General features: G+C 71.1%; 8 protein-coding genes. All 8 read right to left on the bottom strand.

Going from position 1 to position 14,016, the window contains the following annotated elements; genetic code table 11:
- Window positions 1–116 precede the first annotated feature (116 nt).
- The 8 genes from BGP73_RS01445 to BGP73_RS01410 all read right to left on the bottom strand — a co-directional run bounded on the left by BGP73_RS01445 (window position 117) and on the right by BGP73_RS01410 (window position 13,913).
- Window positions 117–4,118: an Rne/Rng family ribonuclease gene (locus BGP73_RS01445; RefSeq protein WP_069811431.1), complete on the bottom strand. Its 4,002-nt coding sequence runs from the start codon at window positions 4,116–4,118 to the stop codon at window positions 117–119.
- Window positions 4,119–4,376: 258 nt separating this feature from the next.
- Window positions 4,377–5,117, bottom strand: coding sequence for a TIGR03936 family radical SAM-associated protein (locus BGP73_RS01440; protein ID WP_069812045.1), 741 nt, complete (start codon window positions 5,115–5,117; stop codon window positions 4,377–4,379).
- A 322-nt stretch (window positions 5,118–5,439) separates the two neighbouring features.
- Window positions 5,440–7,365 carry a TIGR03960 family B12-binding radical SAM protein gene (locus BGP73_RS01435; RefSeq protein WP_069811430.1) on the bottom strand — a complete coding sequence of 642 codons (1,926 nt, stop codon included), beginning with the start codon at window positions 7,363–7,365 and terminating at the stop codon, window positions 5,440–5,442.
- A 115-nt stretch (window positions 7,366–7,480) separates the two neighbouring features.
- Window positions 7,481–8,683, bottom strand: coding sequence for a rod shape-determining protein RodA (gene rodA, locus BGP73_RS01430; protein ID WP_069811428.1), 1,203 nt, complete (start codon window positions 8,681–8,683; stop codon window positions 7,481–7,483).
- Complete coding sequence (gene mrdA / locus BGP73_RS01425) at window positions 8,680–10,797, bottom strand: penicillin-binding protein 2 (RefSeq protein ID WP_069812044.1); 2,118 nt, start codon at window positions 10,795–10,797, stop codon at window positions 8,680–8,682. Before mrdA ends, rodA begins: the two co-directional genes overlap by 4 nt.
- Window positions 10,798–10,831: 34 nt before the next feature.
- A complete protein-coding gene (mreD, locus tag BGP73_RS01420; RefSeq protein WP_069811427.1) occupies window positions 10,832–11,527 on the bottom strand; it encodes a rod shape-determining protein MreD in 696 nt (231 codons plus the stop codon).
- A 2-nt stretch (window positions 11,528–11,529) separates the two neighbouring features.
- Window positions 11,530–12,585 (bottom strand): rod shape-determining protein MreC, encoded by a 1,056-nt coding sequence (gene mreC / locus BGP73_RS01415; protein WP_069811425.1) that lies wholly within the window; start codon window positions 12,583–12,585, stop codon window positions 11,530–11,532.
- A gap of 308 nt (window positions 12,586–12,893) precedes the next feature.
- Window positions 12,894–13,913 (bottom strand): rod shape-determining protein, encoded by a 1,020-nt coding sequence (locus tag BGP73_RS01410; protein ID WP_069812043.1) that lies wholly within the window; start codon window positions 13,911–13,913, stop codon window positions 12,894–12,896.
- Window positions 13,914–14,016 lie beyond the last annotated feature (103 nt).

Raw genomic sequence — 14,016 nt, 5'->3', positions numbered from 1 at the left:
GCCTCTTCCGGACGGACCGGAAGGGAGTTGCTCAGGGGGTTGGCGCACAGACGCCGACGGTCAAGGTTACGGGGGCCCGTGTTCAACGGTCAAACCGGGCCCCCGTAGAGGGAGTCCTACTCCTCACCGCCCGGCTCCGACGAGGGCTGGGCGGCCTCCGGTGACGCGGCTGAGGCCGCGTCCTTCCTGGCCGCGGTCTTCTTCGCCGCCGTGCTCTTGGCCGGTGCGGTCTTCTTCGTGGCCGTGGTCTTGGCCGCGGTGCTCTTCTTGGCAGCCGTCTTCCTGGCGGCCTTCTTCACCGGGGCCTTCTCCTCGACCACACCCTCGGTGACGGGCTTCTCGGCGGCCGGCTCCTCGGCCTCGCCTGCAGCCGCCTTCTCCGCCGAGGTCTTCTTGGCGGCCGTCTTCCTGGTGGAGGCGGTCTTCTTGGCAGCGGTCTTCTTCGCCGCCGCCTTCTTGGCGGTGGTCTTCTTCGCCGCCGCCTTCTTGGGCGCCGGGGCCGCCGCCGCGCCTTCCGCCTCCGGAGCGGCCGGCTCAGCCGCCGGACCGGGCTCCTGCGGTGCGGGCTCCTGAGCGGCGGCCTCCTGCGGTGCCGCTTCCGGAGCGGTGGCGGCCGGAACCACCACCACGGCCGCGGCCTCCTCGGCGGCCTTCGGCGAACCCGCGGGAGCCGACACCTTGCGGGTCGCCCGACGCCGGGTACGCGGCTGGGGAGCCGCCTCTACCGGAGCCGCCTCGGCCGCTTCGGCCGGGGCCGGCTGCTCCGGGGCCGGTTCGGGCTTCGCCTCCCGGACCGCCGGCTCGACCACCACGGCCGCGGCCTCCTCGGCGGCCTTCGGCGAACCGGCCGGAGCCGACACCTTGCGGGTCGCCCGACGCCGCGACCGGCCCGCCCGCGAGGCCGCAGCCTCCGCTTCGGCCGCGCTGCTGAACAGCTCCTCGTCCGGGGCGATCAGGGGCTCGGCAAGCGCCTTGGGACGTGCGGTCTCGGCCTCGACCTCGGCGGCCGTCTCCACCGGGTGCGGTGCCGCCTCGTCCTCGGCGTGCCGGTGCTCCGGCTCCGGCTGCGGGCGGACCGCCTCGGCGGTCTCCGCCGGAGCGCCCTTGCCCTTCTTCCGGCGCTTTCCGCCGTTGCCGCCGCCACCGATGGCGGTCGGCTGCTCCATGTGGACGATGACGCCCCGGCCGTTGCAGTGCACACAGCTCTCGGAGAAGGACTCCAGCAGGCCCTGGCCGACCCGCTTGCGGGTCATCTGAACCAGTCCGAGCGAGGTCACCTCCGCCACCTGGTGCTTGGTGCGGTCCCGGCCGAGGCACTCCAGCAGTCTCCGGAGGACGAGGTCCCGGTTGGACTCGAGCACCATGTCGATGAAGTCGATCACGATGATCCCGCCGAGGTCGCGCAGTCGCAGCTGGCGCACGATCTCCTCGGCCGCCTCCAGGTTGTTCCTGGTGACCGTCTCCTCGAGGTTCCCGCCCTGCCCGGTGAACTTCCCGGTGTTGACGTCGACCACGACCATGGCCTCGGTCCGGTCGATGACCAGCGAACCGCCGCTGGGCAGCCAGACCTTGCGGTCCAGCGCCTTCATCAGCTGTTCGTCGATCCGGTAGGTGGCGAAGACGTCCACCTCGGAGGTCCACTTCTCCAGCCGGCCGGTGAGGTCCGGGGCGACCTTCTCGACGTACCCGTGGATCGTCCTCCAGGCGTCCTCGCCGCTGACGATGACCTTGCTGAAGTCCTCGTTGAAGATGTCGCGGACGACCCGGACCGTCATGTCCGGCTCGCCGTGGAGCAGCGTCGGCGCGTTACCGCTCTTCGCCTTCTTCTGGATCTCCTCCCACTGCGACTGGAGCCGGGTGACGTCCCTGGCCAGCTCCTCCTCGCTCGCGCCCTCCGCGGCGGTGCGCACGATCACACCGGCGTTCTCGGGGACGATCTTCTTCAGGATCTGCTTCAGCCGGGCCCGCTCCGTGTCCGGCAGCTTGCGGCTGATACCGGTCATCGACCCCTCGGGCACGTAGACCAGGTAGCGGCCGGGCAGTGAGACCTGACTGGTCAGACGGGCGCCCTTGTGACCGATCGGGTCCTTGGTCACCTGCACGAGGACGGACTGCCCGGACTTGAGCGCGGTCTCGATCCGACGCGGACCGTGCGCCATCCCCAGCGCCTCGAAGTTGACCTCACCGGCGTAGAGGACCGCGTTGCGGCCCTTCCCGATGTCGACGAAGGCTGCCTCCATCGAGGGCAGTACGTTCTGCACCTTGCCCAGGTAGACGTTGCCGACGTAGCTGCTGGACTGCTCCTTGTTCACGAAGTGCTCGACGAGGATGTCGTCCTCGAGCACCCCGATCTGAGTGCGCTCACCGCTCTGGCGGACCACCATCACCCGCTCGACGGCCTCCCGCCGGGCCAGGAACTCGGCCTCGGTGATGATCGGCACCCGGCGCCGGCCCTGTTCGCGCCCCTCCCGGCGGCGCTGCTTCTTCGCCTCCAGCCGGGTGGAGCCCTTGATGGACTGCACCTCGTCGGAGGCGGCCTCGGCCTCGCGCACCCGGCGCTCCCGCGGTTCGCGGATCTTGACGACCGTGCGCTCCGGATCGTCCTGGGCCGCCTCTCCGGCGGCTTCACCCAGGTCGCTGCTGCGGCGCCGGCGACGGCGGCGCCGGCGGCTGGTGGCGGAGGTGCCGTTCTCCTCCTCGCCGGAGGGCTCCTCCTCGGCGTGCTGCTCGGCCTCGGCCGCGCCGCCGTCCGCCGTGCTGCTCTCCTCTTCGGCTTCCTCGCCCGACTCCTCGGCGGCCGACTCGTCCGCCCCGTCGGCGGAATCTCCTCGTCGGCGACGACGGCCGCCGCGGCGCCGGCGGCGTGCCGGGCGGTCACCGTACTCCTCCTCGTCGGCGCCCTCGGCGCCTGCCGCGGGCTCCTCCTCCGGCTGGGTGCCGCCCGCTTCCTCGGTGGCGACGCTCTCCGCGGCCGACCCGCTCCTACGGCGCCGGCGGCGGGAGCCTGCCCCGGGGCCCGAGGGCTCCTCGGGCGCGCTCTCCTCCGCCCTGCGGGCGGCGGTCTCGGCCGCCGCGGCGGCGGCCACGGAATCGGGGGTCTGGAACACCGGCTCGGTGAAGACCGGCGCCTGGAACACGGCGGTGGGCGGGCGGACCGCGCGGCGGCGCTGCGGAGCCGACTCCTCGGCCCGCTCCTCACCGGCGGGCTGGGCCTTCCGAGCGGCCAGGGGCTGCTTTGGCGACCGGGTCGGCTTCCTGGCGGGCGGAGCCTCCTCCGCCGGCTGCTGGGCTTCCTTGCCGGCCTGCTCGGCCTCCCCCCGGGGGGCCGCGGGTTCCCCGGCCCCGGGAGCCTCGGCGGTCTCCTCCGCGGGGACAGCGGCCTTGGCCGCGGAACGGCGGCGGCTGCGCCGCGGAGCGGCTGCCTGCTCCTCCTCGGCGGGCTCGGCCGAGGCGCCGGGGCCGGTCGCGGACTCGTCGCTCGGCTGCGGCGAGCCGGCCGGGGCGGTCGCCTTCCGAACCGCCCGCCGGCGGCGCGGCGGCGCGGGCTCGCCGTCGGGCGTTCCGGCGGCAGATGACTCGGTGGCCGGCGCCTGGGCGGCGGGCGCCTCGGCGGAAGGTGTCTGGGCGGAAGGTGTCTGGGCGGTCGTCCCGGTAGCGGCCGGCTCCGCCGGTGCCGCGCCCTGCCGCCGCTCCTCGTGACTCGCGGGGGAAGCGGGCTCCGGGGGACCGGCCGGGGCGGTGGCCTTGCGCACCACTCGCCGACGACGCGGGGGCACGGGCTCGGCGCTCTCCGCGGGCGTGTCCGGCTCCTCCTCGGCGTCTTCGGCCGTCCCCTGGGTTCCCTCGGCCTTCCCGGGGGTTCCGGCGAGGTCGCCGACCTCCGCCGAGGCCACCGTGGGCACCACGGTGGTGGCGGTCTCCTCCGGCTCCGCCGGATCGGCCGCGGCCGATCGCCGGTTCTCCTCGTTCGGGTCCAGCGCGGCCGGCGGTCCCGCCGGCCTGGAGGCCACTCGGCGCCTGCGGCGCGGCGGCAGGGTGTCGCTGGGGCTGCTGTGCTGTGAGCTGTCCCGGGCGGCGCTGTGCTGCGCCGTCTCCATGGGCTCCATCGGCTCGGGCATGCGGGCGTTTCTCCCGTCACGCTCCCGGGCGCCACGCCGGTGTCCGGTCCGCTACCCGCTCGTGGCGAGGCGGTCTGCCGGGGGCGCTGGCGCCGCTCGGGAGCTGTCGTATCGCTCGCCGGTCCCGCTCGTCGGCACCGGCGAAAGTCTTCTGGTCAGTGCGCCTGCCGGCCCCGGGGTGGCTCCCTGGTGCCTCGGCGGCGCGGCGGCGGCAGTCCGGTGCGAACCTTTCCGGCGCCGCCGCCGGAAACCTCCTGGCTAGGAGGTGGTCAGTCCGGCGGCCGCGGTTGCGGCGGCCGTGACTGCCTCGCGGTCGGGCGCGAGCGGGTCGGTCACGGTTCCGGTCTCCTGATCGATCAGCCCCTGCGCCAGCCTGGTCACCCCTGCGGGGACCGGCGGCGCGAGGTCGGCCGTGGCTCGGAGACCGGACAGGACGTCGTCGGGTCGCACGGCAGGTGTCACATGCCGAACAACCAGCCGCAGTATCGCACAGGCGGCGTCGTCGGACCTATCGGCCGACTCCTCCAGTGCCTCCAGGCGCATCACCGCGGCGCGTGCGTCGAAGGTTCGCAACCCGTTTTTGGTGCGGCGCTGCACCTCCACGCTCTCCGCCGCGAGGAAACGCCCGGCGGCCTCCTCGGCCTCCGCCGAGCCCACCCCGGTCAGCCGCAACCGCCATACGGAGGCCTGCAACCGGTCGGCCAGTGCGCCCGTCCCGGCCTCCACGGCGTCGACGATGTCGAGCCCGCTGGGCATCGACTCGTCGAGCAGGAGGCGCAGGGCCGTCGGGTCCCGCTCTTCGGTGAGTGCGATCTCCAGGTACTCGGCCTCGCTGCTGGTGCCGGTGGGTGCGGCATTCGCGTACGAGACCCTGGGGTGCGGGGTGAAGCCCGCCGAGTAGGCCATGGGCACCTCGGCACGGCGCAGGGCCCGCTCGAAGGCGCGCTGGAAGTCGCGGTGACTGGTGAACCGGAGGCGGCCGCGTTTGGCGTAGTGCATCCTGATGCGCTGCGCCACCGGTGCCGGCGGCGGACCTTCGGGCTGTCGCTTACCCAGGTGTATCAGTCCTTCGTGAGTGCGGTCCTGCTCTGTCCAGAGTACGTCCCGGAGCGGTGGCGGCTGCGCCGCGGGGCCTTCCCACGGGCGTCACCACGGCACCGGACGACCGGGGCCCGACCGGTCGTCGGCACGGTCCGCATCGGCTGCCGGCCGCCGCGTCCCGGGCCGGAGGCGGCGCACCGCCCACTCCGGTACTGCCCGCACAGCGGGCGGTCACACCGCTCCGCGCCGCGGAGACGCGGCGCACCCGGCGGTGCGCGGCCTACTTGACGACCGTCAGCGGCAGCAGTTTCCGCCCCGTCGGGCCGATCTGGATGTCGAGGTCGAGCTGCGGGCAGACACCGCAGTCGAAGCAGGGTGTCCAGCGGCAGTCCTCGACCTCGGTCTCGTCCAGGGCGTCCTGCCAGTCCTCCCAGAGCCAGTCCTTGTCCAGGCCGGAGTCCAGGTGGTCCCAGGGCAGGACCTCTTCGTAGGAGCGTTCCCGGGTGGTGTACCAGTCGACGTCCACCCCCGTCGCCGGCAGCGTCTCGGCCGCGCAGGCCATCCACCGGTCGTAGCTGAAGAACTCGCGCCAGCCGTCGAACCGGCCGCCGTCCTCGTAGACCTTCCGGATGACCGCGCCGATCCGGCGGTCGCCGCGGGAGAGCAGGCCCTCGACGATGCCGGGCCGCCCGTCGTGGTAGCGGAAGCCGATCGAGCGACCGTACGTCTTGTCACCGCGGATCCGGTCACGCAGCTTCGCCAGCCGCTCGTCGGTCTCGTCCGCCGAGAGTTGCGGAGCCCACTGGAAGGGGGTGTGCGGCTTGGGAACGAACCCGCCGATCGAGACGGTGCAGCGGATGTCCTTCCGACCGGAGACCTCGCGCCCCTTGGCGATGACGTTGACCGCCATGTCGGCGATCTGCAGCACGTCCTCGTCGGTCTCGGTCGGCAGCCCGCACATGAAGTACAGCTTCACCTGCCGCCAGCCGTTGCCGTAGGCGGTGGCGACGGTCCGGATCAGGTCCTCCTCCGAGACCATCTTGTTGATGACCTTGCGGATCCGCTCCGATCCGCCCTCGGGGGCGAACGTCAGACCGGAGCGCCGGCCGTTCCGGGTCAGTTCGTTGGCCAGGTCGATGTTGAAGGCGTCCACCCTGGTGGACGGCAGCGACAGGCCGACCTTGTCCTCCTCGTAGCGGTCCGCGAGCCCCTTGGCGATGTCGCCGATCTCGCTGTGGTCGGCTGAGGAGAGGGAGAGCAGGCCCACCTCCTCGAAACCGGTGGCGCGCAGCCCCCGGTCGACGATCTCGCCGATACCGGTGATGCTCCGTTCCCGCACCGGGCGGGTGATCATGCCGGCCTGGCAGAAACGGCAGCCCCGGGTGCAGCCGCGGAAGATCTCCACCGACATCCGTTCGTGGACCGTCTCGGCGAGCGGGACGAGCGGCTTCTTCGGATAGGGCCACTCGTCGAGATCCATGACGGTGTGCTTGGAGACCCGCCAGGGAACGCCGGAACGGTTCGGCACCACCCGGGCGATCCGGCCGTCCGGGAGGTACTCGACGTCGTAGAAGCGGGGCACGTAGACGCCGCCGGTGCGGGCCAGCCGCAGCAGCACCTCGTCCCGGCCGCCCGGCCGCCCCTCCGCCTTCCACTCCCGGACGATCTCCGTGATCTCCAGCACGGCCTGCTCACCGTCGCCGACCACCGCGCAGTCGATGAAGTCCGCGATCGGCTCCGGGTTGAAGGCGGCGTGTCCGCCGGCGAGGACGATCGGGTCCTCCAGGCCGCGGTCCGCGGACTCCAGGGGGATGCCGGCGAGGTCCAGCGCGGTGAGCATGTTGGTGTAGCACAGCTCGGTGGAGAAACTGAGTCCGAACAGGTCGAAGGCGCGGACCGGGCGGTGCGAGTCCACGGTGAACTGCGGTACCCCGTGCTCGCGCATCAGCTGCTCGAGGTCGGGCCAGACGCTGTACGCCCGCTCGGCGAGGACGCCCGGCCGCTCGTTGAGCACCTCGTAGAGGATCATGACGCCCTGGTTGGGCAGCCCGATCTCGTAGGCGTCCGGATACATGAGCGCCCAGCGCACATCGCAGGCGTCCCAGTCCTTGGAGGTGGAGTTGAGCTCTCCACCGACGTACTGGATGGGCTTCTGTACGTGCGGGAGAAGCGCTTCCAGCTGTGGGAAGACCGACTCGACAGGCATCGCGGTGTGTCTCTCGTGAGCAGGCGGGGGCGGTTCAGGGGCTCAGCCTACCTCCCGCCGGACGCCCGACGGCCTGCCGGCGGGGGCGGCCGGCAGGCTGTCCGGATGCGTCGGCTCAGGCCGACAGCGGTCTCTGCACCTTGATCGACTGAAGCAGTCCGACGGCGATCCAGACCGCGAACATGGACGTGCCCCCGTAGGAGACGAAGGGCAGTGGCAGTCCCGCCACCGGCATGATCCCCAGGGTCATACCGATGTTCTCGAAGGCCTGGAAGGCGAACCAGGCGATGATCCCGGCGGCCACCACCGTGCCGTAGAGCTCGGTGGTGTTGTGGGCGATCCGGCAGGCCCGCCAGAGCACCACCCCCAGCAACAGGATGATCAGCAGACCGCCGGCGAAGCCCAACTCCTCCCCCGCCACCGAGAAGACGAAGTCGGTCTGCTGCTCGGGCACGAACTGTCCGGTGGTCTGGGTGCCGTTGAACAGACCGGTGCCCCACAGCCCGCCGGAGCCGATCGCGATCCGCGCCTGGTTGGTGTTGTAGCCGACGCCGGACGGGTCCAACTGCGGGTTGGCGAAGGCGGCGAAGCGGTTGATCTGGTATTCGTCCAGCAGCTTCAGCTGCCACACCAGGAGCGCCCCGCTCGTCCCCGCCCCCACCAGTCCGATCAGCCAGCGGTTGGAGGCCCCGGAGGCCATCAGCACCCCCAGCGCGATGACCACCATGACCATCACCGAGCCAAGGTCCGGCATCAGCATGATGACGGCCATCGGCAGCGCCGCGACGCCCAGCGCCTGGAGGACTGTGCGGTGGTCGGGGTGCGGGCGGTCGCCGGCGTCCACCTGGGCGGCCAGCAGCATCGACATGCCCAGGATCATGGTGATCTTGGTGAACTCGGACGGCTGGAGCGTGAACCCGGCGCCGATCTGGATCCAGGCGTGCGCGCCGTTGATCGTGGTGCCGAGCGGGGTCAGCACCAGCGCCGTGAGCAGGATGGACAGCCCGTAGAGCATCGGGACCGCGCCGCGCAGCGTCCGGTGGCCCAGCCAGATGGTGCCGACCATCAGCGCGAGGCCGATCCCGGTGTTCAGCAGGTGGCGGATGAGGAAGTAGTAGGGATCGCCCTCGTTGAGTTCACTGCGGTTCCGGGTCGCCGACCAGACCAGCAGCGCTCCGATCGCGGAGAGCGTCAGGGAGGCCCCGAGCAGCGGCCAGTCGAGCCGGCGGAGCAGCGAGTCCCGCGCGGTGAGCCGGCCCCAGGCCCCGCGCTCCGGGGAGTAGCGGCGAACGGCGAAGCCGCTGGAGGTCGTCGTCACTCGTCGCTGTCCTTCCGGCGGCGCTCGGCCTTCGACTCGATCGGTTCGATGGTGCCGTCCTTGGCGATCTTCGGCAGCTTGGTCTGCGGCTTGGGCAGCAGCCCCTCACCGCCGTCCAGTCCGTAGAGGGCGTCGTAGATGTTGCGCACCGCCGGTCCGGAGGCGCCGGATCCGGTGCCACCCTGGGAGATCGTCATGACGATCGTGTAGTCGTCGGTGTAGGTGGCGAACCAGGAGGTGGTCTGCTTCCCGTAGACCTCCGCGGTGCCGGTCTTGGCGTGCATCGGGATCTTCTCCTGGGGCCAGCCCTCGAACCGCCAGGCGGCGGTGCCGCGGGTGGCGACGCCCTCCAGCGCCTTGTCGATCTGCGAGAGCGTCTTCTTGCTCGTGGGGAGCTTCCCGTGCGACTTCGGCTCGATCTCCTCGACCTTCCGGCCGTCGGGGCTGACCAGGGCCTTGCCGACGCTCGGGTCGTACAGCGTGCCGCCGTTGCTGAGCGCCGCGTAGATGGTGGCCATCTGGATCGGGGTCACCAGGGTGTCGCCCTGACCGATGGAGTAGTTGACCGAGTCGTAGGCGTGCAGCTTCATGCCCCCGAGGCAGTTCTCGTGGGCGAGCCTGGTCAGGTAGTCCTTCTTCTTCGGCCACTCCTTGGCCGTCTCGCACCAGCCGTCCTTGTTGACCTTCCAGAAGTCCTTCTTCCACTTCCGGTCCGGTACCCGGCCGGAGACCTCGTTGGGCAGGTCGACACCGGTCTCCTCGCCGAGGCCGAACTGGTGGGCGGTCTCATAGAACCAGTCGTGGGCGTCCTTCTTCGGCTTCGTGCCGCCGTCCTTCTTCCACTCCTGGTGGGCCAGGCCGTAGAAGACGGTGTCGCAGGAGACCTCCAGGGCCCGGCCCAGGGTGATCGGCCCGTGGTCCTCGGACTCGAAGTTCTTGAAGACCTGGTTGCCGATGCTGTACGAGCTGGTGCACGGGTAGGTGTCGTTGAAGTCGTAGCCGGCCTGGACCGAGGCGGCCGTGGAGACCACCTTGAAGATGGAGCCGGGCGCCGCCTGCCCCTGGATGGCCCGGTTGAGCAGCGGGTAGTTGGACTTCTTGCTGGTCAGCTTGGTGTAGTCGGCTCCGGAGATGCCACCGACCCAGGCATTGGGGTCGTAGTCCGGGTTGGAGGCCATGGCGACCACCCGACCGGTCTTCGACTCCATGACGACCACGGCTCCGGCGTCCGCCTCGTAGGGGCGGTTGGTGTTGCGGTCGATCTCCTGCCGGGCCGCCTTCATCGCCTGGTCCAGCTCCTTCTCGGCCAGGGCCTGCACCCGGGCGTCGATGCTGGTGATGAGGGACCAGCCGGCCTCCGCCGGCTCGTTCTCGGCCTCACCCATGACCCGGCCGACCTTGTCCACCTCGTACCGCGTCACCCCGGCCTTGCCGCGCAGCTTCTCGTCGTAGGAGCGCTCCAGGCCGGAGCGGCCGACCTGGTCCGAGCGGAGGAACGGCGAGGGACCGTCCTCCGCCTCCTTGATCTCCTCGTCGGTGACCGGCGAGAGGTACCCCAGTACCTGGGCCGTCCGGGCCTTGTAGGGCGTCGGATAGCGGCGGACCGCGGTGGGCTCGGCGGTGATGCCGGGGAAGTCCTCCGAGCGCTCCCGGATCAGCAGCGTCTGGTGGGTGGTCGCCTCGTCTGTGATGGGGATCGGCTGGTAGGGCGAACCGTTCCAACAGGGCTGCTTCGTCTCCGCGTCGCAGAGCCGGATCTTCGCCTCCACCTCAGCCGGATCCATGTCGAGGATCTTGGCGAGGCGGTTGAGGACCGCCTTGCCGCCGTCCTTCATCTTCAGCAGCTCGGTGCGGTTCGCGGAGACCACGAGCCGGGTCTCGTTGTCCGCGATCGGCACCCCGCGGGCGTCCAGGATGGAGCCGCGCACGGCGGGCTGGACGACCTGCTGCACATGGTTGCCCATGGCCTTGGCCGCGTACTCGTCGCCGTTGCGGATCTGGATGAACCAGAGTCGCCCGGCCAGCGTCGCGAGAAGCGAGAAGACCAGTATCTGGATGGCGACGAGGCGGATCGTGACGCGCGCCGTACGCCCGGTCTCCGGGATGTTGCTCATGCCGCCCACTGCCCCTCGGAGAATCGCCCCACGTTCACAGCCGCTTGACCCCCTTGATCCGCCCGGCACCGGACTTGGACGGCCGGCTGAGCACACTGCCGCGCCGGCCTCCGAGGCCCTGCCGGATCCGACCGCCGCGCCTGGTCCGCACCCCGGTGCCGGCCGACAGCCAACTGGACTGGGGACCGTCCGGGCCGCCCGTTCCGGCGGAGGACTCGGTGAGCGGATCCCGCTCGAACCGCCGCGCCACCGCCATCACCGCCGGCACCACGAACGGGGCCAGCAGCAGGTCGTAGAGGGCCGCGGTGAACAGCAGACTGCCCAAGCCCGCCTGGTGGGCGGCGGAGTCCCCGACGACCGCTCCGACCCCCGCGTACAGCAGCGTGGTGCCGATCGCCGCACCGACCACCGCCAGCAGCGGGCCGGCGGCCGAGCGGATGCGGCCGCTCTCCGGTCGAGCGAGCCCGGCGAGGTAGCCGACCACGCAGAGCACCAGGGCGTAGCGGCCCGCCGCGTGGTCGGAGGGGGGTGCCAGGTCGGTGAGGAGACCCGCGCCGAAGCCGACCAGCGCGCCGCCGACGTGGCCGTAGACGAGCGCGAGCCCCAGCAGGACGAGCAGCACCAGGTCTGGGACGGCGCCGGGCAGCCGCAGCCGGGCGAGCACCGACACCTGGATCACGAGCGCCACCACGACCATGGTGGTGGAGAGCAGAATCCGGTTGACTCGCATGATCAGTCCCTGTCGCGGGTGGCGGGCGGAGAGGCGGAGGGGCCGCCGCCGGGTTCGTCGTCGGGCGCCTCGCCGTAGTCGTCGCCGGTCTCACCGGCGCTCTCGTCGGTGTCCTCGGAGCCGCTCTCGTCCCCCTCGTCGCCGGACTCCGCCCCCGGGGTGGCGGTGACGGTCACGGTGGGGGCGGGCTTGGGCCGCTTGGGCTTCTCCGGGAGCACGGTGTCCCGCGGGTCCTTCCTCGGCGGCTTCACCACGACGCCGACGATGTCGAGCTTGGTGAAGGAGACGTAGGGCCGCACCTCGACGGTCCGGGTCAGGTCGCCGGTCGCCGGGTCAACCTTGCTGACCTCGCCGACCGGTACGCCCGGGACGAACGGCCGGTCCTCACTGGAGCCGAAGGTGACCAGCCGGTCCCCCTTCTTCACCCGCGCCTTGCCGTTGAGCAGTTGCACACTCAGCGACCGGTCGCCGCGTCCGGTGGCGAAACCCAGCTCGTTGGACGCCTCCATCCGGGTGCCGACGGTGAAGTCCGGGTCCGTGGCGAGCAGGACGGTGGAGGTCGAGGAGGCGACGGTGGTGATCCGGCCGACCAGCCCGTCGCCGTTGATGACCGTCATGTCACGGCGCAGTCCGTCGTCGCTGCCGGCGTCGATGGTGACCGTCCAGGAGAATCCCTGGGCGGCTCCTATGGCGATGACCTGGGCGCCCTTTATTCCGTACTGGCCGGCGCCGGCGGTCTTCAGCAGCTTCTCGAGTTCGGCGAGCCGGCTGCGGTTCCGGTCGTCGCTGCCCAGCTTGGCCTTCAGCTCGGCGTTCTCACGCTCGAGCGCACTGAGCCGGCCGTGCCGACCGGTGGATTCGCGGACCGCTCCGATGGCGTTCCCGACGGGGTCGATGACCGTGGCGACCGCGTTCTCCACCGGTCCGAACGCCGCCGCGGCGGCCTGCCTGGCGCCGTCGAGCGGGGACTCCTGGCTGCGCATGTCCACCGTGATCAGCGCGAACGCGGTGGCGATCAGCAGCACCAGGAGCAGCCGACTCTCTCGTGTGTCCCTCACCTGCGGCGGCGTGCCTTCCTCGTCGGACCGGTCGGCGCTGGCCGGGTCCGGTCATCAGGAGCTTGAGCCTGTTTCGTGTTGGCGGTGCGGCACACGGTGCTCCCGTTGTCGACAGGATCTGCCGTGGCCGGACGGTCGTCCAGCTGAGGGCTCGTCACCCGTCTGGACGCCGGTACAGCGGTACGACTACAGGCCGGTCCGGCCGTACGGCCGCCACCGCTGTATCCGCTGCTTGTCAGTTATAGCTGTATATCAACCGAGCCCACCGCACCGGTGGAGGGGCACCCGTGCGGCGGATCGGGCGGGCGTCATCTCCGCGGCTGCGAGTCCAGCACCTGCTGGAGCGCCTCGAACTCCTCGACGCACTTGCCGGATCCGAGCGCCACGGAATCGAGCGGGTCCTCGGCGATGTGGATCGGCATGCCGGTCTCCTCGCGCAGCCGGTCGTCCAGGCCGCGGAGCAGAGCGCCGCCACCGGTGAGGACGATGCCCCGGTCCATCACGTCGCCGGAGAGTTCCGGCGGGCACTTGTCGAGCGTCGTCTTGACCGCGTCCACGATGGAGCTGACCGGCTCCTCCATCGCCTTGCGGACCTCCGCCGAGGAGATGACCACGGTCTTCGGCAGCCCGCTGACCAGGTCCCGGCCGCGGATCTCGGTGTGCTCGTCGTCGCCGGAGTCGAACGCCGAGCCCAGGGTCAGCTTGATGCTCTCCGCGCTCCGCTCGCCGAGCAGCAGGCTGTACTCCTTCTTGATGTGCTGGATGATCGCGTTGTCCAGCTCGTCGCCGGCGACCCGGATCGACTGGGCGGTGACGATGCCGCCGAGGGAGATAACCGCGACCTCGGTGGTGCCGCCGCCGATGTCCACGACCATGTTGCCGGTGGCCTCGTGGACCGGCAGGCCGGAGCCGATGGCGGCCGCCATCGGCTCCTCGATGATGTGCACCTGCCGAGCGCCGGCCTGGGTGGAGGCCTCGATCACCGCCCGGCGCTCGACACCGGTGATCCCCGAGGGCACGCAGACCACGACGCGCGGGCGCGCCAGGTAACGGCGTTTGTGGATCTTGAGAATGAAGTAGCGGAGCATCCGCTCGGTGATCTCGAAGTCGGCGATCACGCCGTCCTTGAGCGGCCGCACCGCCACGATGTTGCCGGGGGTACGGCCGATCATCTTCTTCGCTTCGGCGCCAACGGCCAGAATGCCACCGGTATTCGTGTTGATGGCCACCACTGATGGCTCATTCAGAACGATCCCGCGACCTCTGACGTACACCAGCGTGTTGGCGGTGCCGAGGTCGACAGCCATGTCACGGCCGATGAACGACATGTTGTTCCCCATGAGGATACGTCTGGCCTTCCCAGCTGGAACGGTATGACTTGTACGTCTGCGGGGTCAGCGCTGCGAGAGTGTGGAAGGTCCCCATCGTAGT

Source organism: Streptomyces sp. TP-A0874, assembly GCF_001748085.1.
Taxonomy (GTDB): Bacteria; Actinomycetota; Actinomycetes; order Streptomycetales; family Streptomycetaceae; genus Streptomyces.
This window is presented reverse-complemented; position numbering and strand designations above follow the sequence as displayed.

Bases quoted from the DNA above. Each gene is read 5' to 3' on its own strand.
- BGP73_RS01435 (WP_069811430.1), bottom strand. From the start codon at position 7,365: ATGCCTGTCGAGTCGGTCTTCCCACAGCTGGAAGCGCTTCTCCCGCAC.
- mreD (WP_069811427.1), bottom strand. From the start codon at position 11,527: ATGCGAGTCAACCGGATTCTGCTCTCCACCACCATGGTCGTGGTGGCG.
- mrdA (WP_069812044.1), bottom strand. From the start codon at position 10,797: ATGAGCAACATCCCGGAGACCGGGCGTACGGCGCGCGTCACGATCCGC.
- BGP73_RS01410 (WP_069812043.1), bottom strand. From the start codon at position 13,913: ATGTCGTTCATCGGCCGTGACATGGCTGTCGACCTCGGCACCGCCAAC.
- BGP73_RS01440 (WP_069812045.1), bottom strand. From the start codon at position 5,117: ATGCACTACGCCAAACGCGGCCGCCTCCGGTTCACCAGTCACCGCGAC.
- BGP73_RS01445 (WP_069811431.1), bottom strand. From the start codon at position 4,118: ATGCCCGAGCCGATGGAGCCCATGGAGACGGCGCAGCACAGCGCCGCC.